We start from the raw sequence: 24,122 nt of genomic DNA on the forward strand, positions 1-24,122 counted from the left end.
GTCAGTGCTCCGATCTTACCGCGCGACGGGCATTGTGAACTCAGCGCCTTTTGAGATGCTTTCAGGCCAGCGCTGCATGATCGACTTCTGCTTGGTGTAGAAGCGGACGCCCTCTTCGCCATAGGCGTGGGTGTCGCCGAACAGGCTCTTTTTCCAGCCGCCAAAACCGTGCCAGGCCATCGGCACCGGGATCGGCACGTTCACACCGACCATGCCCACCTGGATCTGACGTCCGAACTCGCGCGCGGCGTTGCCGTCGCGGGTGAAGATGCTCACGCCATTGCCGAACTCGTGGTCGTTGATCAGCTGCACACCCTCGGCAAAGCTGTCGACGCGGACACAGGCCAGAACCGGGCCAAAGATTTCCTCTTTGTAGATGGTCATGTCCTTGGTGACATTGTCGAACAGCGTGCCGCCCATCCAATAGCCATCCTCGTGACCTTCAACCGTGTAACCACGGCCATCGACCACCAGATCAGCGCCTTCTTCGACACCTTTGGCGATATAGCCGGTGATCCGCTCATGCGCGGCCTTGGTGACGATCGGACCCATCTCGGCGTCCATCTCGACCCCGTTCTTGACCTTCAGCGAGGCCAGACGCTCCGCGATCATCGGCACGATCTTGTCGGCCACGTCGCCCACCAGCGTGGCCACCGAGATCGCCATGCAGCGCTCGCCGGCCGAGCCATAGGCCGCGCCCATCAGCGCGTCGACGGCTTTGTCCAGATCGGCGTCGGGCATCACCAGCATGTGGTTCTTGGCCCCACCCAACGCCTGCACGCGCTTGCCGTGACGGGCGCCGGTCTCGTAGATGTAGTTCGCAATCGGGGTCGAACCGACGAAGGAAATCGCCTGCACGTCCGGGTGCTCCAGCAGCGCGTCCACGGCCACCTTGTCGCCCTGCACCACGTTGAAGACGCCATCGGGGAAGCCGGCCTCTTTCATCAGCTCGGCATACATCAGCGACGGCGTCGGGTCAGTCGGCGAGGGCTTCAGGACAAACGTGTTGCCCGCCGCAATCGCCACCGGGAACATCCACATCGGCACCATCACCGGGAAGTTGAACGGGGTCACGCCCGCCACCACGCCCAGCGGCTGGCGCAGGGTCCAGTTGTCGATGCCGGTCGAAACCTGATCGGTGAAATCGCCCTTGAGCAGCTGCGGGATGCCGCAGGCGAACTCGACGATATCGATGCCGCGCTCAACCTCGCCACGGGCGTCGGTGAAGACCTTGCCATGCTCGGCGGTGATCGCGCGGGCCAGATCGTCCTTGTGCTCGTTCAGCAGGTTCAGGAACTTGTTCATCAACCGCGCGCGGCGGATCGGAGGCATGTTCGACCACGCCGGAAACGCAGCTTTCGCCGCCGCAACCGCCTTGTCCACATCCCCCGCCGAGGCCAGATCAACCTGCCCCGTCAGAGCCCCCGTCGCCGGGTTGAACACGTCCTGAGTGTTGGTGCGCGCACCACCATAAACCTCGCCATTGATATAATGGCCGATTGCTGTCGTCGTCATGGATGCCTCCTCCTTGGGTTGACCTCAATCTGCCAAATCCAAACAAAACAAATCCAATGACTAATCATACCAAGTGATATAAGCAGCGTTAATATTTCCTCGAAACGAAACGTCTAATAAATTGTTTTTACAAAATTAATTTTCAGGAAAACGAGTAGATTACGACTTCCTTAGCGCCCAAAGGTGACGTTCGATGGACTATCTGTTGGGTCGAATTCGCGCGGCCGTCTTATTGGCAAACGCCTCAAGTCGCGCGCGGGCATCAGTTTGAGTATTCACCACACCGGCAACGACCGATTCGGCATAGGACGCGTCCAAAGGAGACATGTTCTGCATGTGGCTAATCGCAGAGCAGATGGCAAAGTTGGTCAACGGCAGGTTCTCGGCCGCGCGGCGTGCAAGTTCCAGCGCCTTGTCAAAGCTGGAGCCTTCGACGCGGTATTGCGCGAGGCCTATCTCGATGGCTTCTTGTCCCTGATACACGCGACCTGTCAGCATCATGTCAATCATGCGGGCCTTGCCGACCAGATCGGCGACCCGAATCGTGGCTCCACCTCCGGTAAATAACCCACGCTGACCCTCGGGTAGGGCGAAATAGGTGCTGGCATCAGCGACACGTATATGCGCCGCGCTGGCCAGTTCCAGCCCGCCGCCCACAACAGCGCCGGTCAGGGCGGCAATGACAGGTACGCCACCATATTCCATCTTGTTGAATGCTTCGTGCCAACGCAGGCAGACATACATGAAATCAGCAGGGCTGCGATCGGCCTGATGGTGCTCGACCAGATCGAGGCCAGCGCAAAAGTGATCGCCTTCACCCGTCAGGACAATCGCCGCGGCGCCAAGCCGAGGCGCGCTGCTGAACAGGTCAACCAGCTCATCAATCGTGGCAATATCCAACGCGTTGCGTTTGTTCGGGCGGTTCAATCGCACAATCCAGACGCCATCTTCGTGTCGCTCAACGACCAGATTCTTCAGTTCACTCAGTTGGTCGAGGGTCAGCATCGTCTATCCTATGGCTTTTTGTCTGGATCAAACTTCTAACGAATTCTGTAGCCCACGAAAGGCCGGGCACAAAAAAAGGGCGGGCGTTTTTACACGCCCGCCCCGATTTTCTTGACCTTACTCGGCCGGTTCAGCGACGTGAACGCTGTTCACACCCAGCTTTTCACGGCGACTGTCACGGATGATACCCTTGATCAGTGCCACACCCATCAGCGCCATCACCAAACTGAACGGCAGCGCACCGATCACCATTGCGGTCTGGATTGCGCCCAGCCCACCGATGATCAACAAGGCACCCACAACCAGCGCCAGGGCAGCGCCCCAGAAGATGATGTGCGGACGGCCTTTGGGGCCTTCGTCACCACCCGAGTTGATGGTGTTAACGATCAGAACAGCCGAGTCTGCCGAAGTGACCAGATAGGTCAGCAGCAGGATCACAACAATGACCGCCATTACCCAAGCAAAGCCAGACGACAGGATCACGTCCAGCATCGCAAACAGCTGTGCCTGCTGACCGGCACCCGAAATCGCGTCACCAGCGGTGCCGTTCAGGGTCAGGTCAATGGCGGTGCCACCAACGATGGTGAACCAGACGAAGCACATCATCGAGGGGATGATGATCGCACCCAGCACGTATTCACGAACGGTCCGCCCGCGCGAGATACGCGCCAGGAACACACCCACGAACGGGGCAAACGCAATCCACCAGGCCCAGTAGAAGACGGACCATCCGCCCTGCCAGCTGGCCAGCGCATCGCCGGTTTCGGTACCATCAGCTTTCCAGACGTTGAACAGCATACCCGGCAGCGCCACGATATAGTCGAAAATGCCAACAAACAGTGCTTGCAGACCAAACAGAGCCGAGCCGAAGATCAAGAAGAACGCCAGCAGGAAGAAGCTGAGGCCCATGTTGATGTTCGACAGCCATTTGATGCCTTTGCCGACGCCCGACAGAGCAGACAAGGTGGACGCACCCATGATGACTAGCAGGGCAACAACGATGGCAGCGGTAGTGGCTTTGCCATCTTCGTTCAGCAGCCAGTCGCCAACACCAATCCGGTGCAGACCTGCGACGAACTGTTCAACGCCAAAGCCCAGCGTCTGCGCGACGCCCAGAATGGTGGCAACAACTGCAACGATGTCGATCGCGTGGCCCAGCTTACCCGACAGCGCACTGCCGAACAGCGGTGCCAGACCCGAGCGGATGGTCAGCGGCAAGTTGCGGCGGTACGAGAAATACCCCAGCGACAAGCCAACCAGCGCATAGCACGCCCAAGCCGAGAAGCCCCAATGCAGGAACGACCACTTATAGGCATTGCGAACGTTGTCAGCCGACGACCCTTCTGCCAGACCCTGAATAACCTCGGGGTTATTGGCAAAGTGGTACATAGGCTCTGCGGTTGCAAACGTCAGCATTCCGATGCCAATCCCCGCCCCGAACATCATCGAGAACCAGGAAAAGCTTGAAAACTCGGGTTTGTCGCCGGGCAGGCCCATTTTCAGACGGCCAGTCGACGGGATCAGCGCCAGCACCACACAGACGATGATGAAGAACGCCACGACCCACGTGTACCAGGCCGCAAAGTTCGACAGCAGGAAGCTGTTCATTGCACCCAAAACACTCGATGCGTTCTCTGGGAAGGCAATCGCCCAGAAGATCAGCGCACCGACCAGGATTTTTGACGCGATGGTGACGTCCTTGCTGAAGCCATCATAAAAGCCGCCTTCGCTGACTTCGATGGGCAATTCCATCAGTGGTGGTTCTTTTGCCATTTATGTTTCTCCTCCGTGATTTCGTAAAGCTCGCACTTAAAATAGATTGTCATTAAGCACGATCCGCCCGGCACCTAGGTCTCCGTCTTCTGTATCGAGCGGTGTTTTGTGTTCGAGTGTCTCTCACCCTAAACCCGTTTTTCGCGCCTCAGAGCGTTGATCGCGCAAACGTGCTTCTGGTGTGACTGTATCCATCTACTCCTTTGCGGCTTTGGCGGTTTCCCGCAGCTGGAATTTCTGGATCTTTCCGGTCGATGTCTTGGGCAACTCAGCGAAGATCACCGATTTAGGGGTCTTGAACCCAGCCAGATTTGCGCGACAAAAGCTGATGATTTCCGCTTCGTCAGCCTCGTGACCCGGGCGCAGTTCAACAAATGCACATGGCACTTCCCCCCATTTCGGGTCAGCCTTGGCAACAACCGCCGCTGCTTGAACTGCCGGGTGGCGGAATAACACGGCCTCAACCTCGACCGACGAGATGTTCTCGCCCCCCGAGATAATCACATCCTTCAACCGGTCGCGGATTTGGATATAGCCGTCCGGTTGAACAACGGCGGCATCACCAGACCAGAACCATCCATCCTTGAACGCCTTGGCCGTGGCTTCGGGATCTTTGTAGTACCCCTTCATCACCGTGTTGCCCCGAATGGCAATCTCGCCTTGCGTTTCGCCGTCGCGCGGAACTTCTTGCCCGGTCTCGCTATCCAGAACCGTCACATCTTCGACCATTGGGAAAGCGATACCCTGCTGGGCTTGCAACTGAGCTTGTTCCTCGGGGTGCTTGTGATCCCATTCATCCTGCCACAAGCACTGCGATATATGACCATATGTTTCGGTCAGGCCGTAAACCTGCATGACGTCCAGACCCATCGCCTTGGTCTTTTCCAAGACAGAAGGTGGCGGCGGCGCACCAGCGGTAAGGACACGAATTGCCGGATCAAACGGCGCGGCATCGGTATCTTCGTGCTCAGCGATCATCTGAAGTACGATAGGCGCTGCTCCCAAATGGGTGACACCATGGGTCCGGATCGCGTCCAGAACTTTGTCTGCTGCGGGCGTCCGCGTGAAAACCTTGGTTCCGCCCAGAATAGCCATCATCCACGGATGGCCCCAGCCATTACAATGGAACATCGGGACCACAGACAGATAGATCGGATAGTGTGGCATTTCCCAAGCGGCGACAGTACCCAAAGCCATCAGATACGCACCGCGGTGGTGATACACGACGCCCTTCGGGCGCCCTGATGTGCCTGACGTGTAATTGAGAGCGATCGCATCCCATTCACTGGCTGGCGAGACCGACAGATCAGGATCGACAGGGGCCGCGGCGAGATCTTCGTAGTTTCTGCCACCCAACGTGTCGGACCTTGGCGCATTCACATCGTTGATCTCGACCACTGGAATCGTGCGGCCAAGCCGCTCGAAAGCCTGCGACAGGAGGGGAACGAACTCACGATCAACAATCACCAGTTTGGTATCGGCATGATCCAGAATGTAAGCGATCGTTTCGGCTTCCAACCGTGTATTGAGCGTGTTGAGAACCGCGCCCATCAGCGGGATGGCGAAATGAAGCTCGAACAATTCCGGGATGTTCGGGCTCAGGATCGAAATCGTGTCTCCCTTGGACAAACCCAACGCCTTCAGGCCGCTTGCAACAGCACGCGCCCGAGAGGCTATATCGCTCCAATTGCGGCGAACATCCCCATAGATAACCGCGACACGGTCTCGATGGACCGAGCTTGCCCGCGACAAAAACGAAAGCGGTGAAAGCGGTACAAAGTTCGCCGCATTTTGCGCCAATGCGTCATAGTTGTGCTGCATGGCCTTTCCTCCCAAACGACCAGATAAGTTTTTTAGTTTGCCGCCAACTGTTGGCGGCTCAGAACGTTCAGGAAGAAAGCTCAATGGCACTCTCAACGCCGAAACAGGTTCCCGTCAAGCCACCAAACGCCACGAGAAGACGTAGTTAACTTTTTGGAAACCAATCCGGATCACTTCTGGCGCATTGTGTCTTTTTCTGTCTGACTAATTTCTGGTCCGCGTTGTTTAATTAGAATGCGGATTCTGTAAAATATGGAAAAATTTTGAAGGGGTATCGAATTTTTCAATGTCACGACGCACACCGACACTCAAAGGCCTGCGCGCCTTCGAAGAAGTCTACATTCTGGGTAACTTTACTAGGGCCGCCGATGCCCTGAACGTCCAACAGCCAGCAATAAGCTATCAAATCAAACAGTTAGAAGAAGACTTGGGGACTCGTCTTTTCCTGCGAAAAAACGGCAAGCTTGAACCCACGCCACCAGCTCATGATTTGTTTCACTCGGTTTCACGAGCATTTGATGGAATCCGCGAGACATCGGCCCGGATTCGACGTGCCGATCAAAAGCAGGTCTGGACGATCGCAACATATGCCGGCGTAGGCGCACATTGGGTGTCACCCCGCCTACCGGCACTGTCCAAACACCTAAACGTGCGCACCAAAGTCGTAACGCTAGTAACGGATGCTGACTTGTTTCGAGAAGAGGCAAATTGCTGGATTGCCTTCGGGGACGGATACTGGCCCGGGTTCGAATCCCGCCTGTTGATCCAGGAACGTGTTTTCCCGGTCGCGTCGCCCAGCGTCGCACGACAGATTCTCAAATTGAAGGACCGGGTTGAAACCGGAGGCGTTCCCCTCATCGAACTGGAAGACACTGAGCACCGCTGGTTGGACTGGCAATCCTGGCTTGGGGCCAGTTCCGAGAACTGGAACTTCTTGGACAACCGGATCATCGTAAACGATCATGGTATGGCGCTACATCTGGCGCTGGCAGGATCAGGGATCGCACTGGGATGGCATGGCGTTTTACAAGGCCACCTGAACGCCGGCAGTCTTGTTCAACTTTCCCAGTACGAGGCTACCTCCTCCAGTGGATATTGGCTTTTGGGTCGCAAGGGTTTTTTTCAATCCGAAGAAGGTCAGAAAATCTACGATGCCCTCGCTCCAGAAACCGACTAAGGACTGGATAGTGGTTCCCAACACTACTATCGGAAAACGTAACTTTTCCGCAGGATCAATGTCTGTACAAGTCGACCTAGTCTATGTTTAACAAGCCTGCCGCTACAGCCCTGAATGCCGGCCAATAAAATGATGCAACAGGACGCGCGCATATTATTGACGCACGGCTTTCAGCGAACTCTCTCGGCTGCTCTCAACAAACACTGCCCGGGCAAAAACGCCTAACCGAACCCCGGTGACTGAGCGTCCCAAATCAGATTGTTATCTGTTCATCTGTTGGGCTATCGTGAAATCATGTGCCAGACCCGCATGACCATCGGAATACCCATCATTCTACTGTGTTTGACCTTGAGTGCGGCACAATCCTACGCAGCCGATCGCGTCGCATTATTGATTGGCAATTCGGACTATGCCACGCAGGAAATGTCACTGCGCAATCCCGGCAACGATGTCGGAGCTTTGGGCAACACGTTGCAAGAGCTAGGTTTCACAGTCATTCAGGCCACAAACCAAAACGCACGAACTATGCAAGAGGCGGTAGACAAGTTTGGTGCTATCTCAAAAGGCGCTAAGATGGCCGTGTTCTTCTATGCCGGGCATGGGGTACAGATCGGCGGAGCAAATTATCTGATCGGAACCGATTTCAACGGAAATAGCCTGCAGGCACTGAAACGCAGTTCGATCACCTTGGACCGAGTGCGAGACGTTATGACCAAGGCCGGGCCCGATGTCGGCGTCCTGCTTTTGGATGCCTGCCGTAACAATCCGTTTTCCGATAAGGGCCTCGTCGAACATGGCCTTGTCAGAATGCGTGGCGGAGCGGGTTTGTTGATAGCCTACGCGACAGACCCAGGAAACGTGGCATATGACGGGCAAGGAAAGAACAGCGTTTTCACCAATGGGCTACTGGACCATATTGCGACGCCGGACCTGGACGTTCGACTGATGTTGGGTCGTGTCCGCCAGCAAGTGGTTTTGGAAACCGATGGGCGCCAGATCCCTTGGGTCGAGGAATCTGTGCTGGACGAACACAGCTTTGCACCCGGCCTGCCCAACAGTTCGCCCAAAGACGAAATCACTGCCGATCTGGAACATTGGAGACGTATCTCCTCCAGTTCGGACAGCCGGGAATTCGAGACTTACCTGAAAACCTATCCCGATGGGTTGTTTGCCTCATTCGCCCGTGAACAGCTGGCATCCCTTGAAACACCGGCGGCGACTCCGCTGACACCGGTCAGTGCCACATTCACACAGGCCGATCCTCAGAAGCTTGCGACCGCCTTGATGGCATTGGGGCATCTCAAGGAACCGCAGTCACCTGACCTTGGCCCTGCACTGGACAGCTACAGGAGGGGTTTGCCAGCTGCCGAAACAGCCACGCCGGAGCGGCTATTTGAAGACGCGGCTCAGGTTTCGGTGTATCTGGCGGTCACAACGATGCAAAGGCTGCGCACCGACATAATAGCCCTTCGTAGCGTCGAGCGCACGCTCACTATTGCCGAGGATGCTTTGAAGCAAATCGAAGACATCGCCCGTTCAAACGCAGACGCATTGCCGGTTTTGCAACAGGCACGCAGTGATATCTACGACATCTACCGGTCGCGCGGGATTATCCTGCGCCGTCTGGACCAGAGCCGCAGTTATTATGATGAGGTACTGGCCCGCGCTGTTATTTTTTTTCCACCCGACATTGATGCTTCGATTGTCAATGCCGCATCAGGGTCACGTGATCTCGATTTTGCCAATGTGCAACTGACGCAGGACGCGAGCTTGTTCCTGCGGCATGTATCGCAAGCAGATGATAGCAGAAAAGGAAGTTACCAATGGCTGGCCGATCTTATCCCTCCCGAATAGGTGCAAGCCTTGTTGTTGCGACCTTAGTCCTGGCGGCCTGTGGCGACAGCACTCAGACGTCGGCTCCAGCAACCACCCCCTCGGGCATGACACAAGCCGAGGCTGATTTGGTCAAACAGGCCGCAGCCATGCAAAAAACAATCCTGCAGGGCGCAGTCGCCGGAGGCGCGGTAGGCGGAGGGATCGGCTTTGGCCTGGGTGGTAGTGATGATGTGGGCACAGGCATCTCGATCGGCTTTGGCGCCGGGGCTTTAGCAGGGACTTACGTCGCCTTCGTCCAGCGCAGCTATGCAGGGCGAGAGGCGCGTTTGCGACAGATCAAGAAAGACCTGGATCGCAACACAACTGAAATGCAGACGACACTAACAGTTATGAACCAGGTTCTGGCTGCACAGAAAGCCGAACTGGATGCACTGAACGCAAGCATCGCCGCGGGCACGGCCGACCCATCGCAGATCGAAAGAGAACTGGCCGAAGCCAACGGAAACTTGACCCAGATGGAACTGGCCATTGACGGTGCCGCCAAACGACAGGCCGAATTCACCGAGGCCCGCTCTCTTACAATTGCCCGCGGACAGACAACTTCACCAATAGATGCGGATCTTACGGCTTTGTCGAATCAGATCACGCAAATGCGCGGGATCGCCAGTGATCTGGCGTCGTCGTTGTGAAGGGTGCACGAATGATCCGCTTTGCCGCCCTAGCCTGCCTGTTGCTTACCGCGTGCCAAACCACGACTGATCCTGCAGACGGTGGGTTCTTCGCCGGTGTTTCTGGAATTACTACCGGTGCCTACGACGATCGTATCACCGCAGCCGAGGGGGATGTGGCCACGGCGCAGGCACGAAATGATGCGCTTGCTGCGCAAATTCGATCGTCGGAATCTGAACTGGCCAAGCTCAAGCTCAAAATTTTACAACAACGCGACGCGACAGGCGGAGGCGACGCAGCAACGGCGGCTCGCATCGACCGTGTTTTGAACGACACGCCTGGGGGGGCTACGCCGGAAGCCAGACTGACGGCCCTGCAAAAAAGCATCTCGGACGCGCGCGCACTCAGCGCCGATTTAGCTAAACTGTCGAGTTAAACGATTAGCCCTGACATCCGCCCAATGCCCAACGGCGCAGGTTGACTTTCAAACCGCCGCCAAAGGGGTGTTGCTTGGCGACATTCCCGGCCTCGGGGCGGTTGACATAGGTCTGGGCCTGATTGCACAGGTCCTCGGGCGTCCACTGGTGGCAATTCGAACAGGACTGGTCTTTCCACAACTCATCCGGCAAACCTTCGATCGGAGGGAACAGTGGCGCGCCTGCCACCAGTTGGTTAATCGTTTGCCCGCGCACATGGTCGTTGCCGAAATCCAATACTGAATCGAGCGTCATCGGGGTGTTGCCCGGCGGTCCTGTTTCTGTCAACTCACCATCTGCCTCGGTCTTACGGGTCACGGTTTCCTCACCGTATTTCAAGGCAGCCAAACGTTCGGCTGCTTTGCCCGAGAACGCCCCTTCAGGGAAACTTTGCAGATAGACCTCATATGCGTGCACTGTGTCGTCAGCCAACGCCAGTTCGTACATCAGGCGTTCGGTTTCATTTGCCTCGATCACCGTTTGCTCTGGCACTTTGGGTTGCGGCGCGGTTCCAAAGGATTCGGCTAGAACGGTCTGCAAAAGATCGCTTGCTTCGGCAGCATAAGCGCTGTCTGGATAGGCGCGCATAAACAACATGATCTGAACCGGATCACGCGAGATGGTTGCCTCCCGCCAAAGCTCCTCTTCGCTTCGGGTCTGGACAACGGGCGTCTGAACCTGCGGAGAGAAGGCAAAATCCTGTGTCAGGGACGAGGTATCCCAAGGCGTTTGCAACCCTCGGGTCTGATCCAAAACGTCCACGCGGACCTTCTTGAACAAGTGCTCGATAGCCATACCCGGCGTTTCAATGTGTTCGGCCAAGCTCAACGTAAACGGGCTGTTGCCTTTCTCACCATCCAGTGCGACGCCGCCGGGATCGGTGGCATAGGCCAGAAATGTGCCCGTGGGGGCTTTCATCTCGGCCAGGCCGTTGTCATCCATATCGGTCAGATTTTCGAACGGGTTGTTCCGGCAGGCATCCAGAATGACGATATTGGTTTTGTTATGCGCCGAGGCCATCTGGTGCAGGACCGAACGCGCCTCGACCGCCATCAAATCAAGATCAGCGGGGTCGCTCAGCGAGATATCGACAGGCAGCAAATAGTTCGATCCAAAGGACTGCACCCCGTGGCCCGCATAGTAGAACAACCCAACCGCATCCTCGCCACCCTGCCGTAGATCGCGGCCAAACTGGGCAATGGCGCGCTTCATCTCGATCTGCGTGCTGTCAGTCAAATTGCGAACATCGAACCCAAGGCCCTTAAGTTTCCCCGAGATCAGCGTGGCGTCATTGACCGGATTATCCAATGGCGACACCGACGCATAAGCAGAATTGCCAATAACCAATGCAATCCGCGGCTCGGCCATCGCCGGCGCCGCCCACGAGATCGAAATCATCGCAATCAGAAAGTAAAAAATGCGAAGCACGTCGGGTCCTTTGTTTCGGGTCCTTTATCACGCCCGTGACGCCATGGCATCACGTAAGCCTGATTATATTTAAATATGTCATTTGACTTTATTGTGGCCATCGCCTGACATATCCCGAATTGACCAGCAAGCATAGGAAGAGGTTCACACATGCCAGGCTCAAACTTGATGCGAAGCATTTGTGCCATAACCGTCATTTTGCTGTCTAACGCAGCATGGGCGCAAAGCGCGGATCCGTTTGAACATGGCTGGACGTTGGATGCAGGCGCCTCGGAATTGCAATTTCTTTCCGTCAAGAAAAGCTCGGTCGCTGAGAACAGCGGTTTCGCCAGCCTGTCAGGCGTGATCGGCCCCGATGGCGCCGCCGAGATCCGGGTGCAAATGGACAGCGTGGACACCAAGATCGACCTGCGCAACGTGCGGATGCGGTTTTTGTTCTTTGAAACCTTCAAATACCCCGAAGCCATCATCACCGCCCAGCTTCCCCCTGAAAAACTGGTCGACCTGCATCAGTCGCGCCACAAGATCATCGACCTTCCCTATTCTCTGTCGCTACACGGTGTGACCAAGGACGGCGTCGCGCAGGTTGCGATCACTCTGGTCGACAATGACCGCGTGGCCGTGGCCAACACCACGCCGATTGCCATCGCCCTGCCCGATTTCAACCTCGAAGAAGGCCGCGGCAAGCTGCAAGAGGCCGCGGGCGTTGATATCCTGCCCTTCGGTTTTGTCAGCTTTGGCTTCGTGTTCGACCGCGCCCAGGCGGGCACCCCGCCGCAATTGGTAACGGCTTCGGCCACCCCCGGCGCTGCCGCGCTTGAGACCAAGGGCGATCTTGACCGCGAGGCGTGCGAAGGCCGGATGGAGATCCTGTCCCGGACCGGCAACATCTATTTCAACTCGGGCAGCGCGCGGCTGTCCGACGCCTCAATCCCGCTGTTGACGAACCTGCATGACATCGTGAACCGCTGCCCAGAACTAACAATCGAGATCGGCGGGCATACGGACAGTGATGGCTCAGACACCGCCAACCGTGTGCTCAGCGAACGGCGGGCGCAGGCGGTGAACGCCTATCTGGTAAATCAGGGGATCGCGCCGGAACGTCTTGTGACCGTAGGCTATGGCGAAAGCCGCCCCGTGACCTCGAACGACACGGCTGAGGGCAAACGCCGCAACCGCCGGATCGAATTTGTGCCGGTGAACTAGAGGCGTCAGTTCGCCGCCAGGATGATCGGATCGAACCCGCCGCTGCGCCATTGTTGCAGGGCCGAGAGGAAATTCGGCCCAGGCACACCGTCGATGGTGCTGTTGTAGTAACCAGCCTTTTGCAGCAGTTTCTGCACTTCCATCAACGTCTCGCGCGTCCACTGGTCCGAGGCCAGTGACAATTGGTTCACGATTGCTCCGTCATCCTCAGCAGCGCCACGCAGCAACATACGCGCGGCCTCAAGCGGATCGCGGGGCACGCCGCGCCCTTCGTCCAGCAGGATCGCCGCCGCCAGATAGCCCTGATATTCGCCTTCACGTGCGGCGCGCTGGAAATAGCCAAGCGCCTGATCCGGAGTGCCTGCTATCCCATCCTGAGCCAGAACGCCCAGATTGAAAGTCGCCTTGGCTGACCCCCCATCCGCCGCCTTTTGCAACAGCGCGATCGCGCGCGCTTCGTCCTTGGGAACGATCTGTCCTTCAAACAGAGTTACGGCAAGATTGATCATCGCATCAAAGCTGCCCCCTTGGGCGGCTTGTTCATACAGAGATAGCGCAGTGGCCTGATCTTGCGGAACACCGGTGCCGCCCTCGTGCAATTGCGCCAGCGAAACCATGGCCCGCAAGTCCCCCGCTTCGGCTGCCTGCTTGTAAAGCGTCACCGCCCGTTCCACATCCCCTGCCGCAATCGTAGCCCGCGCCAGCAGGGCCACGTAGTGGGACAGGTCAGGCGTCTGCGACGCTGCAGCACTGCACGCCTGAATGGCGGTCAGGGCGTTTTCCTGAAGACGACTGAAGGGCACGCCGGGGATGCTGGCCGTGCGGTCGCGCGGGTGGGTAGCCAAACGTTCACATATGCCGCCGGGTGTGCTGTCCTCGGGGCGCGGGATGGACGCGATCAGACGCTGGGCCTTTGCCGCATGTGCGCCCTCGGGATATTGCTCAAGGTAGAACTCCAGCAGCGGGCGCATTCGGCTGCGCTGCGCCAGCTTCCACAGACGTTCGGCCTGTTCGTCTGCGTCCTCAACCGTTACCGCGCGGGTCAGTGTCTGCCCCTGCCCGGCCCTGTCCAGAAAGGCCACGACCTCATTCACATGCGCGCCCTGCGGGTAGCGATCCATATAGAGCTGCATCAGGGACGCATCCTGCGCATTAGCGGCCACCTGCCACAGCAGCGTCTCCTCGGACGCAGTGACAGGGCTGTTGTCGAACCGGAACTGCCGCGTCAGGGATGAGTTGTCCCACGGAATCTGCCGTCCCCCTGTTGAGGCCAGCACGTCTTTGCGCACCGAGATCATCAGGTCCGAAATGTCCTGACCCGGCGTATAGATATGGCTCAGCAGCGCTTCGGTGAAAAAGCTGTTCCGGCCGGTGCCGTCATAGGCCACGTTATCGGGTTGGGTGGCATAGGCGAACATGAAGTCCGCCGCGCTGCCAACCCGTGCCAGACCCTCGCCACCAACCTCGAGTCCCGTTCCTTCGAACGGGTTGTCGCGGCAGGCATCCAGAAACACCAGACGGATGCCGTCCGAGCGTTCCATCCGGTTGACGAATTCCTCCATCTGGATTGTCTGCTCGGGGATGTCTTCGGGCTTGGTGATCTGCGCATCGACAGGAACCAAATAGTTGCGCCCGTTCACCTGAAACCCGTGCCCGGCATAAAACAGCAGCGATACGTCGGAATCCGCAGCAGTCGTGCCATAGGATTCCGCCAGCGACAGCATCTCGTCCCGTGTCAGGTCGGTGCCCAGAAACACCTCGAACCCCAACCCTTCCAGCGCGATGGCGAGATCAGAGGCATCGTTGATCGGGTTGTCCAGCGGGCTGACCGACACGTAGTCGGAATTGCCGATAATCAGCGCAACCCGCTTGTCCGCCAGCGCAATGGTCGCGCTGAACAGCATCAGGATAAGCGCTGCGAAGCACCGTTTCAGAGCCAATGGTCTACTCTCCGACGTATCAAAGGCCGATGGCGCGGGTCAGTCCGATATCCGCCTGACCGACCGCTGCCACAATCGTTTCTACCTGTTGGTTCTGAACGATGGCAAGCTCGGGATCGGTTGCTCTAATCAATGTGATGGCCTTGCGGATCTCACGCTGGGCCTGACGGATTTGCCGCCGCGCCTGCTGTACCGCCTCGCGGCGGATCGCGTTGCGCTCTTCGGCGGTAGTGGCCAGCGACAGGCGACGATTCGCTTCGTCACCCGCCTCGCGGATACCCGCGCTGGCGCCGCGAATGATGTCACCGACGGATTCGAGCCCCGGTGGCAAACCCTTCACGATACCGTCAAGTTCGGACGCGTAGTCATCCATCGCTTCGGCAAGACAGGCCAGGTATTCACTGACATTCTCACCGCTGCTGGCGCAGGATGCGATCTCGCCTCCGAATTCCTCGGATACGTTTTCAACAGTCCCAAGTGTTGCTTCAGCCTCGGCGACTGTTGTCACGGCAGTGCCACCACCTCCGCCGCCTCCGGTTATAGTGGTATCAACGGTCGGAGTAACTTCTACCTCGGGTGTGGGCGGAACGGGTATCGGCTCCACTACTGTCACAACCGAACCGGGCAAAGACACAACTTGATATCCTATTTCGGCCGAGCTGAGCAAAAACGAGGTCGACAGCGTAAATGTCGTGGTGCCATCGTCGTTTTCGATGAAGTTCAACCCCTCAAATACTGTGGACGTATCCAAAGAATCAGATGGGGGACCAAACAGGTAAACGGAAGGCCCACCAAAAATGGTTCCCGTCGTCGCATTGGGCGGCTGTTCGCCCTCAACAACCGCGATATCGTCGGGAATAGCAAACACAACCGGCGAGGTCGTGTAATTTGCCGGGCCTGTCTCACCCGATCCCGGAGCCCAGGTGTTTTCAAAGTCCCAGCCTTGTGCCGAAGCAAGGTTGAAGAACGTCACTGTGTCGTTCAGTTGGAACGTGGACAGTCCCGTGCCACCGGCGCTGGTATTCTGCCCGGAACTCTGCGTGTCCCAGAAAGATGCGGTGACGGTCCCGGAATTACTGCCGATCAATCCGCCTAACATCGGAGTGTCGCTGCCGGAGAAATCCACACTGCCGTTCGAATAGCTGCGTGTGACCGAACCACCGTTGTTTATTCCGACCAAGCCACCGACGGCTACGGTATCCATCGGGCTGGAAAACTGGCTTACCCCCCGGACGTCCGAGTTGGAATACGAGTCAACGATCGAACCGAAGTTCTCGCCGACCAATCCGCCCATGATAAACTCGCCAAAGCCAAGTCCGGTCACCGAACCACTACTGAACGAACGCTGAATGACCCCAGAATTCTCTCCAACCAAGCCACCGACCAAAACGAAATCAGCCTCGATCGGATCAACCGTCACACTGGCAGTCGAGAAACTGTCACTGATTGTACCGCCATCGTTAATGCCAACCAGCCCGCCGGTCACGTCGTCACTGCCGGTGAAGCTGCCCGACACACTAACGCCCGAGATTGTCCCAAGGTTTTCACCGGCAAGTATGCCACCACCCTGAGCGGTAATATCCGCATTCCTGATACTCAGGTTACGCACGGTACCGTCCAGAGTGCCGAAAAGGCCGCCGAAGGTGAAGTCGTTGTCTATGAACAGGTTGTTGATCGAAAACCTGTTACCTTCAAGCGTGCCTGAAAAATCTGCAGGGACAAAACCAAATGACCAGCTGGACGTGGGCGAGGCATCGATGTCGTTGACCAGCGCAAAGGATTGGCTAGAGCCATTGAGACCCTGCAAACCATAGATATCGGTTAACTGGAACGGGTTCGCGCCCGACCCGTTGCCGCCCGTGGCGCGCAGGAATGTGGCGTTTGGCGAGACGATGAAATCGCCCGCGAAAAAGCTGGGCAGCGTGGCCGAAACCTGATCCCAGAACCCTGCAACCAAGTTGAACGTGGCCACACTTATGCTACCGCCGGGGCCGGTGGTGATCCGGCCTACTCCGTCGACCGCCCCCATTGCATTCAGCAACAACCCACCGTTGACCGCGTTGATCGCACCGTTGATCGTGATCATGTTATCCGCGATCAGGAACAACGTATTTGCCGCCATCCAGTCGATATCAGCGTTGATCGTGATATTGCCGTCATCTGTGCCGGTCACAGACGTAGTCAGAAACACATCCGCAGATTCAAGCTGGGCTTCCAGACCCGCTTCGGTAAACGTGCCCGGAATCGTTATGTTCACCGGATCGATCAACAGATCTCCGGTTTCCCCATTCGGAGCGCGCAGGTCGGTAAAACCGCGATAGACCAGATCGATCTGCCCCGAGACCTCGACAAAGCCGCCATCGCCCGCAGTATCGCCGCCACGGGCTGATATCTGGCCGTGGAACTCGGTCAGGTCATCAGACCAGATAATAACGCGACCGCCATTACCTTCGTCTCCGCCGTCTGCCGAGATACTGGTGCTCGCATCTACGAAGGTTGTCTGCGCCGTCGGAAGCGTACCACCGCCCTGAAAATCGCCACCGACCAGAATGGTTCCACCATCTCCACCACCCGTCCCGTCGGATGTCAGTGTGGCCCCTGCCAGCGTGATCGCCTCACCAGTTATGGTTATAGACCCACCGTTCTGAGTACGAACCTTTGGCCGAAGCGACGTTTCGACAAGTGTTTCCTGAGCCGACGTATCGATCGTGCCACCGACCCGAACGCCGCCGCCGCTGCCACCCAAAACGACAGCTCCGGATACTCCGCCAACCGATTGAGCCTCGATCACGCCAGACATGTTGATTACCTGTCGCGCCGCATTCCGAGCACTGGCCGCTTTGAGGTGAACAGAACCGCCATTGGCCTCGATCCGCCCTGAATTGGTAATCAACGCCTCCATCATGGCGTCATCGCTATCCGAAGGAACAGCGACCTGCAAAAAGCCATCGCCAGAAATATCCAGTGTTACTTGTTCACCCGCACCAAGCCCTACCTTGCCAAGAGGCACACGGATCAAGCCCGAATTGGAAACTTGCCCACCAATTAGCGCTGCATACCCGCCCGGAACAATCGAGATTGTTCCCGCGTTTTCCACTGCGGCTGAACTTCCATTTCCGGCAAAGCGATAGCGCCCGTTAAGGAAATCTTCATCCGTTACATCAAGGGTCGAGGCCACAAAGCCACCCGCATTGACTGCACCGTTGGGGCCAATAAAGATACCGTTAGGGTTAACCAGAAACACCTGACCATTGGCATTCAACTGGCCGAGAATTGCGCTGGTAGTATCCCCTGTCACCCGGTTCAAAATCACGCTTTCTTGCCCGGGCTGGAAGAAATTAACTGTCGAGCCAGACCCGATCGAAAACCCGTTCCAATTCACTACGGCCGCGCCCGACCCCTGCGTAATGTCCAGCTGGTTGCCGCTGGGTTGCGCAATCGTAACAGTTCCCGCCGCCACGGTTCCGCCATTGGGCAGCGTTTGTGCCAGAGCTGTCGTGCCCCAAAGCGTTGCCGTGGCTGTCAAAATTGCGCCGCGGATCACTGTGGCGCGAGCCCTAAAATCTGCGGCTTGCAACAATAGTGAAGCGGTTTTCGTCTGCCCCCAGGTCATCGCGTTCACCTCTCCCATATTCAACTCGTAACGATCCCGACTTGTAGGTCGAGTCTTCAATTGCAATCAAATCAGCACCGATCCCATAGGCGTAGGCCGTGGTCGTGCTTTGCTCAAAAACCGTAGGTTGTTCTATTCCCAATTCGCCGTAAGCACCAAATACATAAGGCTTCAGGATCAGCGGCAACCCAGCCACTTCGACCCGCTGCGATCGACCCACTTCGGACCGCACGACCCATCCGTCATCGCCACGCAACGAACCCGCATCAAAGGTCGACAATTCGCTGGTGCTTGCGATACTGAATTGCTCGGACGTCACCAGTGCGTCCCCAAAGCTGGCTTGAATTCGGCCGTTCAAAGCCAACGACCAGTTGGCATTCAGAGGACGCTGATACTGGCCGGACAGAACGAGTTTCGTAAACTCCGGTTCTGCGTCCTGGCGCGAGAATGGAGTTTCTCCGGGGCCGACCGAGGTCCGTGCGCCAAGGATATCCAAACCCCTTGAAAGCACAACACTCCCGCGCAGGAAGCCACCATTGTCATAGGCGCGTGTAGCATCCAAAGTGGCGCGCAGCACGCTGATATCGTCGTCAAAGACCGGAATCTCAAAGGGACCGACCAACAGGTTCTGCGTATCGCTGATACGATCCAGGATCAGTTGCGACGAAAGATTAACTTTCTTGGATCTAATCCACGGATAATAGAGCCGCAGCGAAAACCGTTCGAACTCGCTTTCGTTAGGTAAAAAATCCGTGTCGGGGCGCGCTTCGCTAGAGGTCACCTCGGCGTTAATCGTAAAGCCATCATAACCGATCGGGAATACCGCACCTGCAGCCAAAATCCGATACTCAGGGTCACCCGAGAAAAACCGCGTCGGAGACCCACCCAGGTTAAAATAGAAAGTCTCACCCAGATCCAGCAGGCCATTGAACTCAAGTCCAAGGCTCAGATTCAACGGACCAAGATCGTCTGAAAGCGTATTGTCGAACCCATATGAGCCGGTAAACTCCTTGAACTCTCCGTCCAAAGTCAGAACGGTGCCGCCATTGCTGTCACCTGCCGACAAGGTCGACGCCAAGCGAACTCCGAACGTATCACCTGCAAGCAGCAAGGCGCGCTCGATCTGCTGCAGTTTGATGCCACGCTTGCCGATTAACGGCTGGGTAATCTTGACCACGCGGTCCCGGACCTCTTCCGGAACTTTGGTTGCGTCAATACGCTCGACGAACCCGTCGACTACAACGATCCGCAACGTTCCACCATCTCGCAAAGTTTGCTGCGGCAGAACGACCCGACTCAGAACAAAGCCGGCATTGCTATACGCGCTTTCAAGGCGATTTGTGGCTGCAAAAATTTCAGAGGCAGCAACACGCTTTCCCGTCAGTCGCTCAATAAAGGCAGCGTTGGCAGCCTCCATTTGCGGCAAAGCGCCTTCGATGTCCACGCCCCCGACTGTCACAAACAATTTGTCCGCACCTTCGGGAACCGGCGCGCCAGGGTCTCTGGCGACAGTCACAGGGCCCGTATTACGTTGATTTTGCGGCTGAAATGTTGACGGTGCCAAATTCGATGCGCTTTGGGCCAGCACCGCGTCCGAAAGGACAAGACTGCCACCGGTTGCAAGAGCAAATATCATGCTGAGACGCGGAATCCGCATGATCGCCTGAGGTAGAGTCTTTGGCATTCGTAACCCTTAGTGAAACCTTAAAACAGAACCTAGCAAAGCCCAGCCCGCAGGCCAAAGCAAGATTGTATTTCCCAATACAGGATACCCGTCTGGATTGAGGTTATCCATATCACGATTGGTTCCGAGACTGTCCGTGTCCTAGTTCACAGAGCGTCGTATCATTCGACGATTTTACAAAAGTCCCTGCTCCAACCATTCTTCGATCTTGTTGCGGCTAACCTCGAAATGCATCGAGTCTTCTCGACCCCAGGCCGCACCCCATACCCAGCCCTCCTGCCGGAAGAAGTCGGCCAGAATAGTCAGGCCCAGCTGGGTTTTACCATCGCCTAGCGTGTCCAACACTCCGTCGATATTCAAGTCAACAGCCAGACCATAGGCATGGGCCGATGCGGATGAGGTCGCGCCACGAATCCGCCGCACACACAAGGACCCGGCTGTATTGATACGTGCAAAGAGGTCGGGGTCCGTGCGACGGATGTTTTCGAAAACAACACGCAGAGATTCTATTGCCGGTTTCAACATGCGTACCCGAACCGGGCCGACTTCTTCTAATACAAGGTTTTCTTCTAACCGCGGGTTGGTCATGGACTGACAATTATCTGTTAAGTCTTCGCGCGGCAGCCCGAATTTCTCTTTCAGAAACGACGAACTCGCCAGTTTGAGCTCTTTATTAACGTCGTTGCGGTTGGCGATAAGGACAACCTGAGCGTAGGCATCAATGATCTCGTTTGGGCTGGTGCTGTCATATCCATAGTCGTCCGCCCCGTCTGCGCCTTGCAACACGGGCGAACCGTCGCTTTGGGATCGCGATATCTCGAGCGACAACCTCTCAATCTCGTTGCGCATATCTTCAACCTGTTGGCTCAGCATTTCGATTTCGATCCGCGCGCCTGAATCGATTGCCGGCCCCTCAAAATCACTTTCCATAGGAACGATCAGTGGAAAAACATACCAGATAACAGGGGCCAACATAATCGAAACCCCAAGAATTACTGCCGGAACTATGCGCATCTGATGTGTTTACCTGTATCTCAATTCAATTGCGCCCAAATCTAAAAGTCGCCGCGCAAGATGTCACGTGCTCGGCTTTATTTCTTAATCACAAATGTGACTTTCTTCATTGTCGCACACCTGAGGCACGGGTACTCTTCGTCCCAAACAGGGAAGGACTCCGGTAATGATTACTTTTTCTCGACTTAAATTTTTTGGGGCTTCGGCCGTGGCCCTCGTTTGCACGACGCAATTCGCTTTGGCCCAATCCAATGAACTAACAGCCGACGAAATCACCGATGCATTCAACAAGCAAAAAACGCGCGGCTTGGTGATCGTACCTTCAACAGCCGCGACTGAAGCAACCGACGAGGCTGTGGAAACCACGGTTGCTGCCGCCCCGGCCGAATATCAACCGGTGGCCTCGGAAGATCAGGTTAATATTCAGGTTCGGTTCGACTTCGCCTCGGCCGCCTTGCGCGATGATCAAAAACCCAAGCTGTCATCCTTGTGCCAAGCGATGAAAAACGTCGACGTTAACGTCTTTCAGATCATCGGCCACACTGACAGCGCAGGATCTGCGGACTACAACCAAAATCTGTCTCTGCTACGCGCGAAAGAAGTCAAACGCTTTCTGGTCAGCGATTGCGGTATCGCCGAAGGGCGACTGGAAGTACTGGGCGTAGGTGAAGCCGAACCTCTGAACAAGGACGATCCGCGCGCCGATGAAAACCGCCGCGTTGAATTTCAGGCGCTCGGCTGATTTAGTCTCCTCATAAAACACAATTTCGAGGGCAGCATGACTGAATCCCGCGCAGGCGACCTGTTTCAGCCGGGCGATCTGGTGAACAATACATATCGGATCGAGGCAATCCTTGGGCGGGGTGGTACCTCTGACGTTTATCGCGCGCGCTCCGAGATATCGGGGCGTCTGGCCGCGCTTAAGGTTCTGAAGGCCGAATTTTCCAGCAACGACGATTACCTCGTTCTGTTAACCCGTGAGGAAGAGATCCGCGACATCCGCCATGACGCGGTGGTGCGCTATTCCGAAAACAACCGTACTGCCGACGGACATGTCTATCTGGTGATGGATTATGTGGACGGGCCGGGGTTGGACCGGAAACTGGCTGATGGTCCTATGTCGGCAGACGACATTCTGACCATATGCAAACGCGTCTGCGAGGGGCTCGAGGCCGCGCATGCGCGCAACATCGTCCACCGTGACCTGAGCCCCGACAACATCATCCTGCGTGACGGTGATCCTGCGCAGGCGGTAATCATCGACTTTGGCATCGCCAAGGATACCAACCCCGGCGCAGAAACCATCGTGGGCGGAGAGTTCGCGGGCAAATACGCCTATGCCGCACCCGAGCAGCTGTCGGGAAAGACCGACCAGCGTACCGACATCTATTCGCTGGGCGCGCTGCTGCTGGCGAACTTCCGGGGCGAAAAGGCCAATTCCGGGCGTAACCTGCTAGAGGTTGTGGAAAGTAAAAAACAACCGCTGAACACTGCAGATGTGCCCGAGCCGCTGAAAACCGTGCTGGACAAGATGACCGCGCCAGACCCCGATGACCGGTATCAGTCGACCAGCGATGTATTGAGGGCTTTGTCCTCGGCCCGGTCGGGACAGGCGGAATCCCCCCCTGCCGAGACCGATGACGACGCAACCATCATCGTGCCCAAAAGCAAACCTGCGGCCCCTGCGCAGCCCGCCCCGGCCGTCGCAGCACCCGCCGCACCTCCGGCCGAAACGCCCGAGAAATCGCGCACCGGACTGGTTGCCGCTCTTGGCGCGCTGGTCATTGTCGGCGGCGGCGCTGGTGCCTATTTCAGCGGCGCATTCGACAGCTTTACCGGGCCCCAATATCCCGTGGCAGCACCTTATACGCTGGTGGCGGACAAGCGTGAGGGCCTGCCGCCGCGCGCCGTAGGCTTTGTGCCCTCGGAAGACACTCGTGATGCCATGACCCGCGAGATAACCGATCAGGGTGGGACGGTTGATCTGACGTTGGCGTCCGGGGAAATCTCGGAAAGCTGGGGCGCCGCGGTCAGCGACGTCATCGACACAGTGATGGAGCTGGATGAATGGCGGCTGGTCGTAAACGGAAATGATGCGCAACTGACCGGGCAAACCACGGATCAGGCATTGCATGACAAGCTGGAACAGCTTTACTCGGCAGGCTTGCCCGCCGGGCTGCAAGGCACTGTCGAACTAGAGCTTGAACCACTGTTCCTGCCCGCTGGTGATATCCGCCCGATCCTTGCCGGTCTGGCCGATTGCGGCGCGCTGAAACTGGAGAATGCCCCAACTGCCGGATATGGCCCCGAGACACCGGTTCGGATCAGTGGCACCTTGGCCTCGCAGGACAGCCTGACCGGCCTGGGCACTGCCCTGACCGCTTTGGTCGGTGAGCGACCGATTGATCTGGGCGGCGTGAATGTGCTGAACCCAACTCTTTGTCTTGTCGAGAACTTTCTACCAACTGCCCCAACCAGCGATATCTCGATCGCGTTTTTCAATGGCGAACAGAATGATGCCCCTAACCCGACCGGGGATTTTGTCGTTGGCCAGAACCCGGTGATCGACGTGGACCTTCCTGCAGACGTACAAGATGGTTTCTTGTCTGTTTCTATTCTGGACGTCTCTGGGAACGTGTATCATTTGCTTCCCAACGTTACACGACAAACGAACAGTATTGCTGAGCTGCGTGACGGGGAAACCGGGCCGATTTCAGTGCGTGCCGCTTATTCTCTTGATGAAACACCTACAGATGGCGGCCTTCAGTTTAGCGTCGATGACAGCACCTTGGGCAAAAGCAAGGTGATCGTGCTGCACACTGACAATCAACTGTTCGACACACTACGCCCAACCACGGAATCCGCTGCAGGATATGCCGAGGCGCTGCGCGAACAGGATCGCAATGTGGAAACGCAGATTTTGTCGCTGGACAGCCGTATCCTGACCACCCTCGCGCAGTAGCGC

Annotated in this window: 16 protein-coding genes; 7 read left to right on the forward strand and 9 right to left on the reverse strand. The window is 57.0% G+C overall.

The annotated features are described in order from the left end of the window. Positions 1-15 precede the first annotated feature (15 nt). The 4 genes from ACR3EG_RS01095 to ACR3EG_RS01110 all read right to left on the reverse strand — a co-directional run bounded on the left by ACR3EG_RS01095 (position 16) and on the right by ACR3EG_RS01110 (position 6,114). Positions 16-1,515, reverse strand: a complete 1,500-nt coding sequence (locus tag ACR3EG_RS01095; protein WP_480482139.1) for a CoA-acylating methylmalonate-semialdehyde dehydrogenase — start codon at positions 1,513-1,515, stop codon at positions 16-18. A gap of 198 nt (positions 1,516-1,713) precedes the next feature. After that, on the reverse strand, positions 1,714-2,520 hold the full coding sequence (locus ACR3EG_RS01100) for a crotonase/enoyl-CoA hydratase family protein (protein WP_480482159.1): 807 nt from the start codon (positions 2,518-2,520) through the stop codon (positions 1,714-1,716). 117 nt (positions 2,521-2,637) lie between these two features. Then, positions 2,638-4,293: a BCCT family transporter gene (locus tag ACR3EG_RS01105; RefSeq protein WP_480482161.1), complete on the reverse strand. Its 1,656-nt coding sequence runs from the start codon at positions 4,291-4,293 to the stop codon at positions 2,638-2,640. A gap of 195 nt (positions 4,294-4,488) precedes the next feature. Further along, positions 4,489-6,114, reverse strand: coding sequence for an AMP-binding protein (locus ACR3EG_RS01110; protein ID WP_480482163.1), 1,626 nt, complete (start codon positions 6,112-6,114; stop codon positions 4,489-4,491). 286 nt (positions 6,115-6,400) lie between these two features. On the opposite strand from ACR3EG_RS01110, the gene ACR3EG_RS01115 reads away from it, so the two are divergent. The 4 genes from ACR3EG_RS01115 (at position 6,401) to ACR3EG_RS01130 (ending at position 10,232) form a co-directional block, all read left to right on the forward strand. After that, entirely contained in the window at positions 6,401-7,291 is an 891-nt protein-coding gene (locus ACR3EG_RS01115; RefSeq protein ID WP_480482165.1) for a LysR family transcriptional regulator, read from the forward strand. 294 nt (positions 7,292-7,585) lie between these two features. Next, positions 7,586-9,145 (forward strand): caspase family protein, encoded by a 1,560-nt coding sequence (locus tag ACR3EG_RS01120; RefSeq protein WP_480482167.1) that lies wholly within the window; start codon positions 7,586-7,588, stop codon positions 9,143-9,145. Next, positions 9,115-9,816, forward strand: a complete 702-nt coding sequence (locus ACR3EG_RS01125) for a hypothetical protein (RefSeq protein WP_480482169.1) — start codon at positions 9,115-9,117, stop codon at positions 9,814-9,816. Before ACR3EG_RS01120 ends, ACR3EG_RS01125 begins: the two co-directional genes overlap by 31 nt. 11 nt (positions 9,817-9,827) lie before the next feature. Continuing rightward, positions 9,828-10,232 (forward strand): hypothetical protein, encoded by a 405-nt coding sequence (locus ACR3EG_RS01130; RefSeq protein ID WP_480482171.1) that lies wholly within the window; start codon positions 9,828-9,830, stop codon positions 10,230-10,232. Positions 10,233-10,236: 4 nt separating this feature from the next. On the opposite strand, the gene ACR3EG_RS01135 is transcribed toward ACR3EG_RS01130, so the two are convergent. Then, positions 10,237-11,700 carry a caspase family protein gene (locus ACR3EG_RS01135; RefSeq protein WP_480482173.1) on the reverse strand — a complete coding sequence of 488 codons (1,464 nt, stop codon included), beginning with the start codon at positions 11,698-11,700 and terminating at the stop codon, positions 10,237-10,239. A gap of 150 nt (positions 11,701-11,850) precedes the next feature. Between ACR3EG_RS01135 and ACR3EG_RS01140 the strand changes: the two genes are divergently transcribed. Beyond that, entirely contained in the window at positions 11,851-12,906 is a 1,056-nt protein-coding gene (locus ACR3EG_RS01140) for an OmpA family protein (protein ID WP_480482175.1), read from the forward strand. 5 nt (positions 12,907-12,911) lie between these two features. Here the strand turns inward: ACR3EG_RS01140 and ACR3EG_RS01145 are convergent, their stop codons facing one another. The 4 genes from ACR3EG_RS01145 to ACR3EG_RS01160 all read right to left on the reverse strand — a co-directional run bounded on the left by ACR3EG_RS01145 (position 12,912) and on the right by ACR3EG_RS01160 (position 21,073). Continuing rightward, positions 12,912-14,846 (reverse strand): caspase family protein, encoded by a 1,935-nt coding sequence (locus ACR3EG_RS01145; RefSeq protein WP_480482177.1) that lies wholly within the window; start codon positions 14,844-14,846, stop codon positions 12,912-12,914. A 19-nt stretch (positions 14,847-14,865) separates the two neighbouring features. Then, positions 14,866-18,390 (reverse strand): two-partner secretion domain-containing protein, encoded by a 3,525-nt coding sequence (locus tag ACR3EG_RS01150; protein WP_480482179.1) that lies wholly within the window; start codon positions 18,388-18,390, stop codon positions 14,866-14,868. Between the two features lie 13 nt (positions 18,391-18,403). Further along, positions 18,404-20,143 (reverse strand): ShlB/FhaC/HecB family hemolysin secretion/activation protein, encoded by a 1,740-nt coding sequence (locus ACR3EG_RS01155; protein ID WP_480482181.1) that lies wholly within the window; start codon positions 20,141-20,143, stop codon positions 18,404-18,406. Positions 20,144-20,317: 174 nt separating this feature from the next. Next, the gene (locus ACR3EG_RS01160) at positions 20,318-21,073 is read right to left on the reverse strand and encodes a M15 family metallopeptidase (RefSeq protein WP_480482183.1); all 756 of its coding nucleotides are present in this window, start codon (positions 21,071-21,073) and stop codon (positions 20,318-20,320) included. 292 nt (positions 21,074-21,365) lie between these two features. Here ACR3EG_RS01160 and ACR3EG_RS01165 point away from each other — a divergent pair, with 292 nt between their 5' ends. Both ACR3EG_RS01165 and ACR3EG_RS01170 read left to right on the forward strand, forming a co-directional pair. Further along, on the forward strand, positions 21,366-21,899 hold the full coding sequence (locus ACR3EG_RS01165) for an OmpA family protein (RefSeq protein WP_480482185.1): 534 nt from the start codon (positions 21,366-21,368) through the stop codon (positions 21,897-21,899). A 36-nt stretch (positions 21,900-21,935) separates the two neighbouring features. Beyond that, complete coding sequence (locus ACR3EG_RS01170) at positions 21,936-24,119, forward strand: serine/threonine-protein kinase (RefSeq protein WP_480482187.1); 2,184 nt, start codon at positions 21,936-21,938, stop codon at positions 24,117-24,119. The last annotated feature ends 3 nt before the right edge of the window (positions 24,120-24,122 follow it).

Source organism: Ruegeria sp. AM7 (assembly GCF_056535965.1).

Excerpts from the sequence above, each read along its gene's own strand:
- ACR3EG_RS01100 (WP_480482159.1), bottom strand. The coding sequence starts at position 2,520 with ATGCTGACCCTCGACCAACTGAGTGAACTGAAGAATCTGGTCGTTGAG.
- ACR3EG_RS01095 (WP_480482139.1), bottom strand. The coding sequence starts at position 1,515 with ATGACGACGACAGCAATCGGCCATTATATCAATGGCGAGGTTTATGGT.
- ACR3EG_RS01125 (WP_480482169.1), top strand. The coding sequence starts at position 9,115 with ATGGCTGGCCGATCTTATCCCTCCCGAATAGGTGCAAGCCTTGTTGTT.
- ACR3EG_RS01160 (WP_480482183.1), bottom strand. The coding sequence starts at position 21,073 with ATGGAAAGTGATTTTGAGGGGCCGGCAATCGATTCAGGCGCGCGGATC.
- ACR3EG_RS01155 (WP_480482181.1), bottom strand. The coding sequence starts at position 20,143 with ATGCCAAAGACTCTACCTCAGGCGATCATGCGGATTCCGCGTCTCAGC.
- ACR3EG_RS01120 (WP_480482167.1), top strand. The coding sequence starts at position 7,586 with ATGTGCCAGACCCGCATGACCATCGGAATACCCATCATTCTACTGTGT.
- ACR3EG_RS01110 (WP_480482163.1), bottom strand. The coding sequence starts at position 6,114 with ATGCAGCACAACTATGACGCATTGGCGCAAAATGCGGCGAACTTTGTA.
- ACR3EG_RS01115 (WP_480482165.1), top strand. The coding sequence starts at position 6,401 with ATGTCACGACGCACACCGACACTCAAAGGCCTGCGCGCCTTCGAAGAA.
- ACR3EG_RS01105 (WP_480482161.1), bottom strand. The coding sequence starts at position 4,293 with ATGGCAAAAGAACCACCACTGATGGAATTGCCCATCGAAGTCAGCGAA.
- ACR3EG_RS01130 (WP_480482171.1), top strand. The coding sequence starts at position 9,828 with ATGATCCGCTTTGCCGCCCTAGCCTGCCTGTTGCTTACCGCGTGCCAA.
- ACR3EG_RS01140 (WP_480482175.1), top strand. The coding sequence starts at position 11,851 with ATGCCAGGCTCAAACTTGATGCGAAGCATTTGTGCCATAACCGTCATT.
- ACR3EG_RS01170 (WP_480482187.1), top strand. The coding sequence starts at position 21,936 with ATGACTGAATCCCGCGCAGGCGACCTGTTTCAGCCGGGCGATCTGGTG.